This window comes from Bacteroides uniformis (assembly GCF_025147485.1).
GTDB lineage: Bacteria > Bacteroidota > Bacteroidia > Bacteroidales > Bacteroidaceae > Bacteroides > Bacteroides uniformis.
Map to the genome: position 1 here is coordinate 1,977,977 of NZ_CP102263.1, position 16,033 is coordinate 1,994,009.

Below are 16,033 nucleotides of genomic sequence, written 5' to 3' on the forward strand. Positions count from 1 at the left end.
TGAAAAGAGTATGAGTATAGTCTATTTGGTTCGAAAGAAGGTTTTCCGCACGGCAGAAGGGGTGAAGCAACTCTATTATGCTGTGCAGCGTGTGTTACAGCGGCGTGGAGGTGTGACGGCAGAGCTGCTGGCGCAGCGTATGGCATCCAGAAAAGGGATGAGTTCGGGAGACGTGCAGAGTGTATTGATAGATTTGCCGAAGTTTATAGAGGAAGCGCTGATGGAGGGAGAGTCGGTGACCATTAAGGGGCTGGGTTCCTTCCATGTGGCGGTGACGAGTGACGGGTTTGAGCATCCCGACGATGTGATGCCGGGCAAGGTACGCTTATCCCGTGTCTATTTTCGTCCGGATAAGTCGCTGGTGGCGAGGCTGAACAGCGGGATGGATTTCTACCGTTATCCGCTTAGCCGATATTTCCCTCACGATATGTTGCGACCGGAAACGCTGCGAAAGGAGCGGGCCGAGGGAAAGACGGGAATTCCGGATGAAGACCCAGTTGGGATGGAAAATGATACGGAGGACTTTTCGGGGGAGGAGTGAGCGATGAATGTGGAAGAATTCAGAGAATACTGTCTCTCCTTGCCGGGAGTGAGCGAGAAGATGCCTTTTCCTAATGTGGCCGACAGATACAGCCGCGATGTGCTTTGCTTTTATGTGGGCGACAAGTGGTTCTGCTTTGTCAATATCGAAGTGTTCGACTTCTGCTGCATCAAGTGCCGCCCGGAGGAATCAACGGAGCTGCGGGCAAGGTACGAGGGGGTGAAGCCGGGGTGGCACATGAACAAGAAGTATTGGAACAGTGTGTATTTTAATCAGGATGTACCGGACAGCATTATCCGAGAACTGGTGGCACGCTCCTATCGGCTGGTTGTGGAGAGCCTGCCGAAGAGGGAGCGGGAGCGTTATACCCCCATGCACTCCCTATAAAAGTCGAACATTTCGAAGATAGTCTCCTTGTCTGCCGTCTGGTTGAGACAGATGTCACCCACTTCTTTCAATAGGGTGAAGTTGATGACTCCGGCGGTATTCTTCTTGTCATGCTTCATCAGTTCGTACAGCTGGTCGTACTGTTTGCAGTTGAAGGTGAAGCTGCCATAATTCTCTTTGACGAATTGGATGGTCTGGCGCATCTTGTCCTTCGGGAATCCGGTCTTTATATAAGAAAGGTAGAGTTCGCAGACCAGCCCCCATGCCACTGCATAGCCGTGCAGCACCGGACGCCTTTCGGCAAGGGCGAGGCTTTCGAAGGCGTGTCCCACGGTGTGCCCCAGGTTCAAGGCTTTGCGGATGCCATGTTCCAGTGGGTCCTCTTCTACGATGCGTTCCTTTACCTGCACGGAACGTCCTACCATGGACTTCAGCAAGGCATAATCTATCTTCTCCGTATCGAAGGCCAGCAGTTCCGCCAGATGTTCCGGGGTACTGATGAGGCCGTGCTTCAGCATCTCCGCATAGCCGGAGAAGAAGTTATGGGCATCGAGGCTGCGCAGGAACTCGGTTTCCAGCAGCACGCAGGCGGCAGGAGCAAAGACGCCGATTTCATTCTTCAGACCGTTGAAGTTGATGCCCGTCTTGCCTCCCACGGAAGCGTCGACCATGGCGAGCAGCGTAGTGGGAACGTTGATGTAGGCGATGCCCCGCTTGAAGGTGGAAGCGGCAAAACCGCCAAGGTCGGTCACCATGCCACCGCCCAGATTGATGAGCAGGGAGTGGCGGCTGGCCCCTTTCTCACTCAGGGCTTGCCATACGGCAGCCAGCGTTTCCATATTCTTGTGCACATCTTCTGCCCCGATAATAATCTCTTCCGCTTCTTCCAGGGCGGGGATACCGTCCAGATGCGGGCGGCAGAGGCGGTGGGTATGCTCGTCGGTAAGGATGAAAAGCTTGTCATGGGGACACTTCGCTATGGCATGCGTCAGGCTGTTTGCCAGTCCTTCGCAAAGGATTACTTCTTGTTTACTCATCTTGTTAATTACAAATTACGAATTACCAATTACTGATGTTACGGATTATGAAGGAAAGGGAGCCTTCTTCATTATATTGTGGCACAAAGATAGCTCTTTTGGCAATAAAACGTTATCTTTGTCCCGCGAAATTCTATGGGTGGCAAGGTGTTTCCGTCATCTGCCTCCCGCTATTTGTAATTAGTAATTTGTAATTGATTGATAGAAATGAGAGCATTACTTCCCGTTTATTGCCGTCCGTTGGGTTATTTCATCATAGCTCTGGCGTTGTTCCTTCCTTTCATATTCCTATTGTGGGGAAAAGTGACAGATGCCAACTTGCTGTTTTACAAGGAATGCTCCAAACTCCTGATGATGATGGGGGCACTGATGATAATCTTTGCCTTGACGAAGAACGAGAATAAGGAGATAGAGCAGGTGCGCAACAAGTCCACGCGCAATGCCATCTTTCTGACCGTTCTTTTTATCTTCGGCGGTATGCTCTACCGGGTGGCGCAGGGTGACCTCCTTTCGGTCGATTCTTCTTCTTTTCTCATATTTCTTATATTGAATGTGCTTTGCTTGGAATTTGGTATAAAGAAAGCGACAGTTGATAGATTATTTAAGCGGAATAGTCGATAAATAAAGCAAATCGTCATGTGGGGCATTAAACCTTTTGCCCGGAAGTCTGTCAAATGAAACAGTGAATAAAAGGCATTGTTCATTTAGAATAGACAAAGAATAGACACATGAAGAAAATTATCACGGGGATGGCGTTGCTGTTGGTAACAACGCTGTCTGCATTTTCACAGACCAAAAACATTACGGTATCGGGCCGTGTCGTGGAGGACACCAAGGAGCCTGCGATACAAGCTACCGTGCAGTTGCTTTTGTTGCCAGACAGTGTTCAGGCATCGGGTACGGCCACTACGGCACAAGGTTATTTCACTCTTCCCAAAGTCAGTGCGGGTAAATACGTGCTGAAGGTTTCCTACATCGGATTCAAGAGCCAGTACATCCCTTTACACCTTTATGCTACGACAACTGCCAAGAACGTGGGTACACTGACATTGGAAACGGATGCGGTGATGCTGGCCGAGGCTGTGGTTACGGCAGAAGCGCCGCAAGTGCAGGTGGTGGAAGATACACTGGTATATACTTCATCTGCCTATCGTACCCCCGAGGGAGCCATGCTCGAGGAGTTGGTGAAGAAGCTGCCCGGTGCGGAGATTGACGACGAGGGTAATGTGAAAATCAACGGTAAGGACTTGTCGAAGATTATGGTCGACGGCAAGGAGTTCTTCGGTGGAGACGTAAAGACCGGTTTGAAGAACCTGCCGGTAGATATGATAGAGAAGCTGAAAACCTACGATAAGAAGTCCGATTTGGCACGTATCACCGGTATTGACGACGGTGAGGAGGAGACGGTGCTCGACCTGACCGTAAAGAAAGGCATGAACCAGGGTTGGTTCGGTAATGCCGACGTGGCCGGAGGGACGGAAGACCGCTATATGGGCCGCTTTATGCTGAACCGCTTCGTGGACAAAACCCAGGTGTCGGTAGTGGGTTCTGCCAATAACGTGAACGACCAGGGCTTTTCGGGTGGTGGCGGTCCTCCGCGCTGGCGCAGGAACAACGGACTTACTGCAACGAAAATGCTGGGTGTGAACTTCGCTACCCAAACCGATAAGCTGGAACTGGGCGGTAGTGCACGCTACAACTATCAGGATGGGGATATTGCAAGTATCGGTTCTACCGAGGACTTTCTGCCGGACGGCAACTCTTACTCCAACTCGAACAGCAGGCAACGTAACAAAGCCAAGAATTTCAATGCCGATTTCCGTATGGAGTGGAAGCCGGACTCGATGACGAATATCATTTTCCGTCCCAACTTCTCGTACGGCAAAACGGACAATCTCTCCAATTCTGAGAGCGGTACGTTCAATTCCGACCCTTACAGTCTGGTGAGTGACCCCAATAACTGGCTGAATCTGGAGAAGATTCTTAATCCGGACGATGACCCGTTGAGGAGTATCCGTATAAATGCTATCAACAGCGGTTCGCTGAACGACAACAAGAGTGTGTCTATGGATGCAACCTTGCAGTTGAACAGAAAGCTGAATGACAAAGGACGCAATGTCACGTTCCGTGGAAGATTCGGTTATACCAATAATGACAACAACCAGTATACGGAGTCGGAAACACATTACTTCCAGTTACTGAATGCTTTGGGAGGAGACTCCATCTTGGTTCGTAACCAGTACATCACTACTCCTACCAAGAACTACAATTACAGTGCACAGCTGACTTACAGCGAACCGATAGCCCGCGCCACTTTCTTGCAATTCAGCTATCAGTTCCAGTACAAGTATAGCGAGAGCGACAAGACGACGTATGATTTGCAGGGTTTTCCGGATTGGGGATTGTCAACCCAGCTTCCCACGGGATATGAAGAGCATGCGGTGGATAGTCTGGGTAAGTATGCGGAATACCGCTACTACAACCACGATGCATCCGTGTCTTTGCGCTTTATCCGCGAGAAGTATCAGTTGAGCGCAGGTATGTCGTTCCAGCCGCAGCATTCTGTATTGTCCTATAAGCGCGGCGACTATATGATTGATACCACCCGCAATGTGTTCAACTTCGCTCCGAACCTGGACTTGCGCATCCGTTTCTCCAAGGTGAGCCAGTTGCGTATGACATATCGCGGGCGTAGCAGCCAACCGAGTATGGAGAATCTGTTGCCGATTGTGGACAACTCCAATCCGCAGAATGTACGTATCGGTAATCCGGGCTTGAAGCCTTCCTTCACGCACAACATGCGATTCTTCTATAATACGTATAATGCCGAAAAGCAGCGCGGTATTATGTCACACGTCAACTTCTCGGCAACGCAGAATAGCATCAGCAATAGCCGTGTGTACAATTCGGAGACTGGTGGATGGACTACAACTCCGAAAAATATCAACGGTAATTGGAATGCGTTCGGCATGTTTGGCTTCAATACGGCACTGCCCAATAAGAAGTATACCATCAACTCCTTCTCCAATGCCAACTATCAGAACAATGTGGCTTATCTGACGTCCGGTAAGGGAGCAGATGCCGTGGAACGGAAGAATACAACCACCAACCTGACGCTGGGCGAACGTCTGAATGCCGCCTATCGTAATGACTGGTTTGAATTCGGCTTGAACGGAAGCATCTCCTATTCAATAGAGAAGGATAAACTGACGCCTGACAATAATCAGGAGCCCTATACCTTCTCCTACGGTGCCAATACGCAGATTTCCATGCCGTGGAACATGACGCTCTCTACCAACATTGCCAACCAGAGCCGTCGAGGATATACGGACAGCAGTATGAACCGTAACGAGCTTATCTGGAATGCACAGTTGTCGCAGACTTTCCTGAAAGGGAATGCCACCGTCAGCTTCGAGATGTACGACATTCTGAAGAAGCAGAGTAACATCAGCCGTTCGCTGACTGCAAGCGGCCGCTCGGTGTACGAATATAACGGCGTGAACAGCTATTGCATGCTTCACTTCATCTATCGTCTGAATATTTTCGGCAGCAAGGCCGCCCGCGATAAGATGCAGGGCAGACGCGGCTTCGGCGGTCCGGGCTTCGGTCCGGGGCATGGTCCTGGCGGTTTCGGAGGACGCAGGCCGTTCTAAAGCGGAGGGGATCACCCCCCTAATCAGCTTGTCATTCTGATACACTCTCAATTCTGTGGCAGGTTTCTTTTTGATTATTTTTCAGACGCGGATGACGCAGATAAGAATATTAAAAATCTGCGTCATCTGCGTCATCCGCGTCAAAGCGATAGCAAGTATAAGTTTTCAGACAAGTTGGGGGAAGAGGGACTTTTATGTTAATCTCTGTAATCTTCGGTGAAAGTTTCTGTGTTTTTCCTACATTTGTTTCACACTTAATTGTCTGTGAACATGCTTGATTGGAACTTCATTGCCAGCCAGATTGCTACGATAGCCTTCGACATTGTTTATTTCGGTGCCATCATCGGAACGATTGTCGTCATTATCCTCGACAACCGCAATCCGGTGAAAACCATGGCATGGATACTGATACTGATGTTCCTTCCCATCGTGGGGCTGGTGTTTTACTTCTTCTTCGGGCGTAGTCAGCGCCGTGTGCGCATGATAGGGAAGAAGAGTTACAGCCGTTTGTTGAAGAAACCTATGGCAGAATATCTGGCGCAGGACTCATGTGCGCTTCCCATCAATTACAGTCGTCTCATATCCTTGTTCCGTAATACCAACCAGGCTTTCCCCTTCGATGGAAACCGGGTGGAAGCCTATACCCTGGGGCTCTCCATGCTGCAATCCCTGCTGCGCGAACTGGGGAAAGCAACGAAGCATATCCACATGGAATTCTATATCTTTGAGGACGATGCCATTGGGCGCTTGGTACGTGATGTCCTGATGGAAAAGGCGCGTGCCGGGGTAGAGGTACGTGTGATTTATGATGATGTGGGTTGTTGGCATGTTCCCAACCGTTTTTTTGAAGAGATGCGCGAGGCCGGTATCGAGGTACGCAGCTTTCTGAAGGTACGTTTTCCGCTTTTCACCAGTAAGGTGAACTATCGTAATCATCGGAAAATAGTTGTCATTGACGGGCGCATCGGCTTTGTGGGGGGGATGAATCTTGCCGAACGCTATATGCGCGGATTCTCATGGGGCATCTGGCGGGACACACATCTGCTGCTGGAGGGCAAGGCTGTTCACGGATTGCAGACCGCCTTCCTACTCGATTGGTACTTTGTGGACCGTACACTGATTACGTCTACCCGCTATTTCCCGAAAATAGAAAACTGCGGTACTTCCTTGGCGCAGATTGTAACGAGTGAGCCCGTAGGCCCATGGAAAGACATTATGCAGGGACTTGTCATATCCATTTCCAGCGCAAAGAAATATTTCTATATCCAGACTCCCTACTTCCTGCCCACCGAAGCCGTACTTGTTGCTATGCAGACAGCCGCCTTGTCAGGTGTCGATGTGCGTCTGATGTTGCCCATGCGTGCTGATAACCGCTTGACGCATCTGGGTTCCTGCTCTTATCTGGCAGATGTGCTCTATTCGGGAGTCAAGGTCTATTTCTATAAGAAAGGCTTCTTGCACTCCAAACTGATGGTTTCGGATGATGAGTTGTCCACGGTAGGCTCTACGAATGTGGATTTCCGCAGTTTTGAACATAACTTTGAGGTGAATGCCTTCATCTATGACACAGAAACAGCGCTTCAGATGCGCGAAATCTTCCTTCAAGACCAGCGCGACTGCGTACAAGTATTCCTGAAGAACTGGGTGAAGCGCCCCTGGTATCGTAAGGCCGCAGAGAGTGTGGTGCGGCTGATGGCGCCGCTGTTATAATGAAGAATGATGAATGAAGAATTTCTTGAAGTGTATTCATATCGTACCATTCTTCATTCATCATTTAAATATCGTGAAGTTCACGCTCCCGTATACCCTTCTCTCCACAAAGTGCGGATGTTCCTCGAAACTGTTTTTCTTCCCGTGTTCCAAGACGAAGAGTCCGTCTTCTTTCAGCAAGTTGTTCTCGAAGATGAGATCGGGCAAGGTTTCCAGCCCGGCAAGCTCGTAGGGAGGGTCGGCAAAGATAAAGTCGAACTGCTCGCGTCCGCTTTTGAGGTATTTGAATACGTCACCGCGTATGGGTAGGCACTTGTCCGTCTTTAATTCCTGCATAATTTTGCAGATGAAGGCATAGTGGTCGCGGTCTTTTTCCACGCTGATTACTTGGTCGCAGCCTCTGGACACAAGCTCGATGCTGATGCTGCCCGTACCGGCAAATAGGTCGAGGGCACGGATGCCGTCCTCAAAGTCCATGTAGTTGGAGAGCACATTGAACAGATTCTCTTTGGCAAAGTCTGTGGTGGGGCGTGCCTTGAAGGAGTGGGGCACGTCGAAACGTCTTCTTTTGTATATTCCGCTGATTACTCGCATAGGGTTATGGCTTGCAGGTCAAGATTAGTGGCGGGATTCATGATGAATACCTGCCGGATGAATTTTCGCAGTTCGGGCAGTAGCAGTTCTTTGTCGTTTAGGTCACCGGTCAGGTGCAGCTCATCGCGTTCCTGCTCGAAGCCGAGTTGTTTCCATATATATAATAGGTAGTAGACACGGTCGGGTGTGCTTCTGCATTCAAAGGAATTGGCAAGAAGGAGGCGTCCGCGTTCGTAGCCGTATACGTCTACGGCATCTTTTCGCAAGTGTGCATACATCTTCCGGTTGTTGCCCAAGCGGCTCTTTGAGGAGAAGAACTCAATGAAGGGGCTGGCTTGGGAATAGAACTTGACATCGGGATACTGTTCGCGAAGGAAGGAGCAGGCACTCTTATCCATGCCGAACAGTACGACAGTGCTGCTCTTATGCAGTATGTTGTATTGTACGGTTTCGTTTTCCCGTTTAGGATGGTTGTGATAGAAAATGATTTCCGTTTGTTCGTCCTCGAAGAACTCCAGGGGAATGAACGTGAAGCGTTTGTCTGCCATGAGCACATTGACACGGCGGAAGGGGCGTTCCAGCCATGCCAGTTCGCGGAAGGTCTGTTTCAGATTGGCAGTGAGGGAGAAGGACTCGTCCACTGCACGGTCGTAGTAAGAGAACTCGCCGTCGCCCAGAGGGTTGAACACAGAAAAAGAAAATCCATCCGTACTGAGACGGATGGATAATGTATACTGTTCCGATTTATTAAAATCAGTCGTTTCTATCATACGTTTGTCGGGGTGAGATTATTCCCAGTTACCGGCGTTGTTGTTAGCTGTTTCCAAGCTACCAATCATCAGACCGCAGTACTTGCCAAGTTTGGTTTGTACGTCCTTGATGTTGGCAATTTCTTGTGCATCCAGACCGTTCAAATAAACTTCGTACGGAGTCTTCACTTCGAGCAGACAGAAAGGAGCACCGGATTTAGCTGTATCGTTCTTGATGGCCATTTCGAACTGTGCACCGTTTCCGAAGGGAACATATCTCATAGAATCGGGGTTGAAACCTTTCGGGAAGATAGTATCCAATACGGCTACCCACATAGTGTCACGCTTGAAGTTTTCCAATCCCCATTTCTTGACGTCAGCATAGTTACCTGTCTTCTTTGCCTTATTGATGATGTTGATGGCTTTCTTTTCAGTCAGACCGTCTTCCAGCTGCTTATCGTTCAGTTCTCCTTGCTTGAAGATGAACGGAAGTTTCTGGTTTTTAACAAAGTCAATCAGAGAGTCGAAGCTTGCAGTATATTGCTGGTCATGTAAAGTACGATATTCCAATTGTGCTTTACGGATGTCAATCAGACGTGCAATGACGGCTGCGTCTCTGTGCTTCTTTGCTTTTTCAAAGTTGATAGGACCCATAATGCTGGTGTAACAAATATAAATTAGCACCAAAGCACATAAGCCTAAAATGACATTAAATACTGTTTTCATGATAAATATGTTTTTTAGTTGTTATATTCGCACCGCAAAAATAAAAGAAATTAATTTAAAAACGATAGTTCCCTTTACTTTTTTCTGTTACAAAAATGATAAATAACTATTTAGAAAGGCAAATTAAGGAAAATTTTCCTTACCAACCAACTCCTGAGCAAGAAATTGCTGTAAAATCTTTATCGGAGTTCCTTCTGTCACCCCGTAGCGAGGTGGTTTTTATGCTTCGTGGTTATGCGGGGACGGGTAAAACATCGTTGGTCGGTGCCTTGGTGCGGACGTTGGATAAGTTGCAACAAAAGTCGGTATTGCTGGCACCGACCGGACGGGCGGCAAAAGTTTTCTCGGCGTATGCGGGGCATCCGGCGTTTACAATTCATAAAAAAATTTATAGACAGCAATCTTTCTCCAATGAGCTGAGCAATTTTTCTGTGAACGATAATTTGACAACTCACACTTTATATATAGTGGATGAGGCCTCAATGATTTCCAATGAGGGACTGTCCGGTTCCATGTTCGGCACGGGCAGGTTGCTGGACGACCTGGTGCAGTTTGTCTATTCCGGCCAGGGATGCCGCCTGCTGCTGATGGGCGATACGGCACAGCTGCCGCCGGTGGGGGAGGAGCAGAGCCCTGCCCTCTTTGCCGATGCCTTGAAAGGCTACGGGCTGGAAGTGGTGGAGGTGGACTTGACGCAGGTGGTGCGTCAGGAGCAACAGTCGGGCATTTTGTGGAATGCCACCCGCCTGAGGCAGTTGATAGCGGAAGACGATTGCTACAGCCTGCCGAAGATAAAGGTTTCGGGGTTTGCCGACATTAAAGTTCTGCCCGGAAATGAGCTGATAGAAACGCTGAACTCTTGCTACGACCATGACGGGTTGGATGAAACTATCGTGGTGTGCCGCTCCAACAAGAGGGCGAACATCTACAACAAAGGCATCCGTGCGCAGATTCTCTGGCGTGAGGATGAATTAAACACCGGTGATTTGTTGATGGTGGCGAAAAATAACTACTTCTGGACGGAAAAGGAGAAGGAGATGGATTTCATTGCCAACGGTGAGACTGCCGTGGTGCGCCGCGTGCGCCGTACGCGAGAGCTGTATGGCTTCCGCTTTGCAGACGTGACGCTGGTCTTTCCCGACTATAACGACTTTGAACTGGAAGTGAACATGCTGCTTGATACGCTGCATACCGACTCGCCTGCGCTGCCCAAGGCAGAAAACGACCGGCTTTTCTACTCCGTCCTCGAAGATTATGCCGACATCACCGTGAAGCGCGAGCGGATGAAGAAGATGAAGGCAGACCCGTACTACAACGCCTTGCAAGTGAAGTATGCCTATGCCGTGACTTGCCACAAGGCGCAGGGCGGGCAATGGAAGAATGTCTTTCTGGACCAGGGGTATATGACGGATGAATACCTGACACCCGATTATTTCCGTTGGCTCTACACCGCCTTTACCCGTGCCACGGGAACGCTCTACTTGGTGAACTATCCGGAAGAACAAATAGTTTGAAAAAGAGAGGGGTACCGATGCAGTATTCCGGCATTTTTTGTATTTTTGTAGATAGAACAACTATAACTGAACAAGTATGAAGAAGCTATACTCTCTCTTTGCCTTGATAGCACTGCTGTTTACCGCTTCCGGTTGCGAGGACGATTACCGAAGCATGGTACTTTTCGAAGGTGTGGAGCCTATCTACCAGATTGGGACATGTGACAATCTGGTGTCCAATCTTTCTTATTATCTTTCTGAAACAAACGAAGATACAGTGCTGGGCATTGACGGCGGCGACGGTTCCTATAATGTGATTAACGAGCACGAGTCGGTGGCTTCCGTGACTTTTACCGATGATGTCAACGGGTATCAGCGTATCAAGATTCATCCGCTGGCAGAGGGGGAGACGATTGTGAAGGTGATGGATGGTTCCGGTGAGGAAACACAACTGCGCATCACGGTGAAAGGTCGTAGGCAATATACGTTGACGAAAATGGGCTTCGAGTATGGTATCAGTAGTGGTGCACCGACGGAACTGCTGGGTGATGTTTCTAAGGCACTTGCCGAGCGTCCTTGGGTGAAGGATGGCGGGTATTATGTGTTGGTGCCCGAAGATTTCTCCAATAGTATGTGGAAAGGTGTATTGGAAATCTATCCGACGGGAAAAGAGGAGGAACCGCTAATGGGGATATACGAGACAGTTCCAGTGGAAGATGAGAACGGAGATACATATGCATTGTGGCAGTTTACTTATAATGGAGAGAAGAGGCTCTTTACGCGGACGGTCTCGGGAAATGGTAAATGTGTACTTGCGGAAAATGTAACTCCTTTCTGTCCTTCCAGTTTGCTGCCCGAAGGTGCACTGGTGGTTTATCGCGAAATGTTTATACTTCGGATGGAATAAGGTTTTAGTGGAAATCTTGTCAAGAGCAGATTTACGAAAGATTAACAGACGGGAGGCTTAGGCTTCCCGTTTTTGTTTCTGTTGCGCATCATCTGTCTGTTCTGTATGCATCATTCGTTTGCTTCGAATGCATTGTCTGTTTGTTCTGGACTAATCATCCGTTCCCTCCACTTCACTGTCCCAAACCTTAGGGTTTTTCACGGAAACCCCAGGGCTTTGGAGGGTAAATGCCAGCCATTTCACTTGCTAAGGTGTGGCATTTAGGATGGTAAGGTGTGGAGTTTGGGGAGCCGGCATGTGGCATTTCAAATGGAATACCGTGGAGGATAAAAAGAAAAGGAGAAGCAATGCTCCTCCTTTCCCGGTAGTTTAATTTTGAAATATCTAAAAAATGACATTACAAATATACAACATCACAGAGGCGATGTCAAGTGTTTCGCCAATTATTTTCAATTATAATCCTGCCAATTCCAAAACTTTGTCAATGGCAGCGTTCAGTCCGTCAGCATTCTTACCGCCGGCAGTTGCAAAGTGGGGCTGGCCACCGCCACCGCCTTGGATAAGTTTGGCAGCTTCTTTCACCAGGTTACCGGCTTTCAGTCCGCCTGCCACGAGGTTGTCGCTCAGCATGACGGTCAGCATCGGCTTGCCTTCGGCTTCTGTTCCCGCTACGAAGAACAGGTTTTCCGTAATCTGGCCACGCAACTGGAAGGCGATGTTCTTCACTGTTTCTGCCGGCAGGGGAGCACAGAACTTGATGACTTTAACGCCATTGACTTCCTGCACGTTCTTCAGCAGTCTTTCTTTCAGCTGTGCTTCTTTCTCTTTCATGAAGTCCTCTACCTGCTTCTTCAGTCCGGCGTTTTCGTCAATATACTTACGGATGGTTCCGGCAAGGTCGGGTGCGTTGTTGAAGAGCGCCTTCAAGTCGTGCAGCGTGTCCTCGATGGTGTTCATCAGTTCCTCCACGCGTGCACCCGTGTAGGCTTCGATACGGCGCACACCGGCAGCCACGGAGCTTTCGGAGATAATCTTCACCATACCGATGTTTCCGGTTGCAGCCACGTGCGTACCACCACAGAATTCTACGGAAGAACCGAACTGGATAACGCGTACATGGTCGCCGTACTTCTCGCCGAACAGAGCGATGGCGCCCAGTTCTTTGGCTTCTTCGATAGGAATGTTGCGGTATTCTTTCAAAGGTATGTTGGCGCGAATCTTTGCATTAACGATGTGTTCCACCTTGCGGATTTCCTCGTCCGTCACCTTCTGGAAGTGTGAGAAGTCGAAACGCAGGGAGTCCGGTGTAACCAAAGAGCCCTTCTGCTCTACATGCTCGCCCAATACTTCGCGCAGCGCAGCATCCAGCAAGTGGGTAGCAGAGTGGTTGGCGGCACAAGCGGCACGCTTGTCGGTATCCACGCATGCCATCATCGGAGCTTCCATGTGTTCGGGCAGCTTCTTGGTGATGTGGATAGGCAGGTTGTTCTCCTTCTTGGTGTCTACCACTTCGATGGTCTCAAACTCGTTCACCAATACACCGGTGTCACCTACCTGACCGCCGCTTTCGGCATAGAACGGAGTCTTGTCCAGTACAATCTGATACAAGGTTTGGTTCTTCTGCTTCACTTGTCGGTAGCGCAGAATGGATGTTTCGTATTCCGTATAGTCATATCCTACGAATTCGGTAGTACCCTCCTTTAGCGTAATCCAGTCACCGGTCTCTATGGCGGCGGCATTGCGGGCACGCTGTTTCTGCTGCTGCATTTCGGCGTCAAACTCCTTGATGTCGGCAGTCATGCCGTTTTCGCGGAGAATCAGTTCCGTCAAGTCGAGCGGGAAACCGAAGGTATCATATAAGGTAAAGGCATCCTTTCCGCTGATTTCGTTCTTGCCGGCGGCTTTGGCGTCTGCCATGGTCTTTTCCAGCAGGCGGATACCTGTCTCCAAAGTGCGGAGGAAGGAGTCTTCTTCTTCCTTGATAACTTTGGCAATCAGTTCCTTCTGTGCATCCAGTTCGGGATAAGCGGCGCCCATGTTCTCGATGAGTACGGGGAGGAGCTTGTACATGAATGCCTGCTTCTGTCCGAGGAACGTGTAACCGTAGCGCACGGCACGGCGGAGGATACGACGGATGACGTAACCTGCCTTGGCATTGCTCGGAAGCTGTCCGTCGGTGATGGAGAAGGCGATGGTGCGGATGTGGTCGGCAATTACACGCATGGCGATGTCCGACTTCTCATCTTCGCCATACTTCTTGCCTGCCATGTCTCCGATGGCTTTCAGTATCGGTTGGAATACGTCGGTGTCGTAGTTGGAGGTCTTTCCTTGCAGTGTGCGCACCAGTCGCTCGAAGCCCATGCCGGTGTCGATAACCTTGGCGGGAAGTCCTTCCAGGCTGCCGTCCGCCTTGCGGTTGAACTGCATGAACACGAGGTTCCAGATTTCAATCACCTGCGGGTGGTCTTTGTTCACCAGCTGGCTGCCGGGTACTTTGGCCTTCTCTTCTTCCGAACGGGAGTCCACATGGATTTCCGAACACGGACCGCACGGTCCCGTATCACCCATTTCCCAGAAGTTATCGTGTTTGTTGCCATTCAGAATGTGGTCTTTCGGCAAGAACTGCTCCCAGTAAGAAGCGGCTTCGTTGTCGCGTTCCAGTCCTTCTTCGGCGCTACCTTCGAATACGGTGGCGTAGAGGTCTTTGGGGTCGAGTTTCAATACATCCACCAGATACTCCCATGCCCAGGAGATGGCTTCCTTCTTGAAGTAGTCGCCAAACGACCAGTTGCCCAGCATCTCGAACATGGTGTGGTGGTAGGTATCGTGACCCACTTCCTCCAGGTCGTTGTGCTTTCCGCTTACGCGAAGGCATTTCTGCGAGTCAGCAACTCTTTTGTATTTCGCCGGGTGGTTGCCCAAAATAATATCTTTAAACTGGTTCATTCCCGCATTGGTGAACATCAACGTGGGGTCATCCTTAATCACCATCGGGGCCGAAGGCACTATCTGGTGACCTTTACTTTCGAAGAAACTCTTGAAAGAGTCTCTGATTTCGTTTGCAGTCAACATACTCTCTATTGATTTATCTGATTCTAATTTGATTTACCTTCTCTTGTCGTTTTTTGCCCGTTTCTTACTACTAACTACTTGCTACTTAGTCTTAATATTCTTGAAAAAACTGTGCAAAGATAGCTTGTTTTTATTACTTTTGTCGCATTGACAAGCGAAATATTTCCTAAGATGCGCAAAGTTTACTACATTTATAATCCCCAGACGCAGACGTACGACCGTATTTATCCTACCGTGAGGCAGCGGGCGCTGAGCATTCTCCGCCGTTTGTTCATCGGTATGGGGCTGGGTGCGGGCAGTTTCATCGTATTGCTGCTTATCTTCGGCTCTCCGTCGGAGAAGGAGTTGCGAAAGGAGAACAGCAAACTGCAGGCGCAGTACAACGTCCTCTCCCGCCGGCTGGACGAGGCTATGGGAGTGCTGCAAGACATACAGCAGCGTGATGACAATCTGTACCGGGTGATTTTCATGGCCGACCCTATTCCTTCTGCCATCCGTCAGGCTGGATACGGCGGTACCAACCGCTATGAGCATCTGATGGATATGGCTAACTCCGACTTGGTTATCAATACCACGCAGAAAATGGATATGATTAGCAAGCAACTCTATATCCAGTCCCGCTCCTTTGACGATGTGGTGGAGATGTGCAAGAATCATGATGAAATGCTGCGCTGCATTCCTGCCATACAGCCGGTTTCCAATAAAGACCTCCGTAAGACCGCTTCGGGTTACGGTACGCGTATCGACCCCATTTATGGTACCAGCAAGTTCCATGAGGGTATGGACTTTTCGGCTCCCCAGGGCACGGATGTCTATGCCACGGGAGATGGCACCGTGGTGCAGATGGGCTGGCAATCGGGCTATGGCAACAGAATTGTGATAGACCACGGCTTCGGTTATCAGACGGTGTATGCACACTTGCGCGATTTCCGGACGAAGTTGGGCAAGAAAGTGGTACGTGGTGAGGTCATTGGCGGGGTAGGCAGTACGGGCAAGAGTACTGGTCCGCACTTGCACTACGAAGTACACGTTAAGGGAAAAGTTGTGAATCCCGTCAACTACTACTTCATGGATCTCAGTGCCGAGGATTATGACCGCATGATACAGATTGCGGCGAACCATGGTAAGGTGCTTGATTGACGGATGATTTATAGAGAAAGGATT

The 16,033-nt window shown here is 49.6% G+C and carries 13 protein-coding genes; 8 read left to right on the forward strand and 5 right to left on the reverse strand.

Annotated elements, in window-relative coordinates; translation table 11 throughout:
• Positions 1-10 precede the first annotated feature (10 nt).
• Complete coding sequence (locus NQ510_RS07530) at positions 11-541, forward strand: HU family DNA-binding protein (protein ID WP_008665685.1); 531 nt, start codon at positions 11-13, stop codon at positions 539-541.
• Positions 542-544: 3 nt separating this feature from the next.
• A complete protein-coding gene (locus NQ510_RS07535) occupies positions 545-928 on the forward strand; it encodes an MmcQ/YjbR family DNA-binding protein (protein ID WP_005824086.1) in 384 nt (127 codons plus the stop codon).
• Here the strand turns inward: NQ510_RS07535 and aroB are convergent.
• On the reverse strand, positions 904-1,965 hold the full coding sequence (aroB, locus tag NQ510_RS07540; RefSeq protein ID WP_005824084.1) for a 3-dehydroquinate synthase: 1,062 nt from the start codon (positions 1,963-1,965) through the stop codon (positions 904-906). The two genes, NQ510_RS07535 and aroB, sit on opposite strands and share 25 nt — an antisense overlap.
• A gap of 207 nt (positions 1,966-2,172) precedes the next feature.
• On the opposite strand from aroB, the gene NQ510_RS07545 reads away from it, so the two are divergent.
• The 3 genes from NQ510_RS07545 (at position 2,173) to cls (ending at position 7,328) form a co-directional block, all read left to right on the forward strand.
• Positions 2,173-2,586: a hypothetical protein gene (locus NQ510_RS07545; protein WP_005824079.1), complete on the forward strand. Its 414-nt coding sequence runs from the start codon at positions 2,173-2,175 to the stop codon at positions 2,584-2,586.
• Between the two features lie 107 nt (positions 2,587-2,693).
• Positions 2,694-5,618, forward strand: a complete 2,925-nt coding sequence (locus NQ510_RS07550) for a TonB-dependent receptor (RefSeq protein ID WP_005824078.1) — start codon at positions 2,694-2,696, stop codon at positions 5,616-5,618.
• A 270-nt stretch (positions 5,619-5,888) separates the two neighbouring features.
• Positions 5,889-7,328, forward strand: coding sequence for a cardiolipin synthase (cls, locus tag NQ510_RS07555; RefSeq protein WP_005824073.1), 1,440 nt, complete (start codon positions 5,889-5,891; stop codon positions 7,326-7,328).
• Between the two features lie 60 nt (positions 7,329-7,388).
• Here the strand turns inward: cls and rsmD are convergent, their stop codons facing one another.
• The 3 genes from rsmD to NQ510_RS07570 are packed head-to-tail and all read right to left on the reverse strand — an operon-like array spanning position 7,389 to position 9,397.
• Entirely contained in the window at positions 7,389-7,922 is a 534-nt protein-coding gene (gene rsmD / locus NQ510_RS07560) for a 16S rRNA (guanine(966)-N(2))-methyltransferase RsmD (protein WP_005824070.1), read from the reverse strand.
• Positions 7,913-8,692: a DUF3822 family protein gene (locus NQ510_RS07565; RefSeq protein WP_005824068.1), complete on the reverse strand. Its 780-nt coding sequence runs from the start codon at positions 8,690-8,692 to the stop codon at positions 7,913-7,915. Before NQ510_RS07565 ends, rsmD begins: the two co-directional genes overlap by 10 nt.
• 18 nt (positions 8,693-8,710) lie before the next feature.
• The gene (locus tag NQ510_RS07570; RefSeq protein WP_005824067.1) at positions 8,711-9,397 is read right to left on the reverse strand and encodes a hypothetical protein; all 687 of its coding nucleotides are present in this window, start codon (positions 9,395-9,397) and stop codon (positions 8,711-8,713) included.
• A gap of 95 nt (positions 9,398-9,492) precedes the next feature.
• Between NQ510_RS07570 and NQ510_RS07575 the strand changes: the two genes are divergently transcribed.
• Positions 9,493-10,911, forward strand: coding sequence for an ATP-dependent DNA helicase (locus NQ510_RS07575; RefSeq protein ID WP_005824065.1), 1,419 nt, complete (start codon positions 9,493-9,495; stop codon positions 10,909-10,911).
• 76 nt (positions 10,912-10,987) lie between these two features.
• Positions 10,988-11,797, forward strand: a complete 810-nt coding sequence (locus NQ510_RS07580; RefSeq protein ID WP_005824063.1) for a hypothetical protein — start codon at positions 10,988-10,990, stop codon at positions 11,795-11,797.
• Between the two features lie 453 nt (positions 11,798-12,250).
• On the opposite strand, the gene alaS is transcribed toward NQ510_RS07580, so the two are convergent.
• Positions 12,251-14,869, reverse strand: a complete 2,619-nt coding sequence (gene alaS / locus NQ510_RS07585) for an alanine--tRNA ligase (protein ID WP_005824062.1) — start codon at positions 14,867-14,869, stop codon at positions 12,251-12,253.
• Between the two features lie 171 nt (positions 14,870-15,040).
• Here alaS and NQ510_RS07590 point away from each other — a divergent pair, with 171 nt between their 5' ends.
• Positions 15,041-16,009 carry a M23 family metallopeptidase gene (locus NQ510_RS07590; RefSeq protein WP_005824061.1) on the forward strand — a complete coding sequence of 323 codons (969 nt, stop codon included), beginning with the start codon at positions 15,041-15,043 and terminating at the stop codon, positions 16,007-16,009.
• The last annotated feature ends 24 nt before the right edge of the window (positions 16,010-16,033 follow it).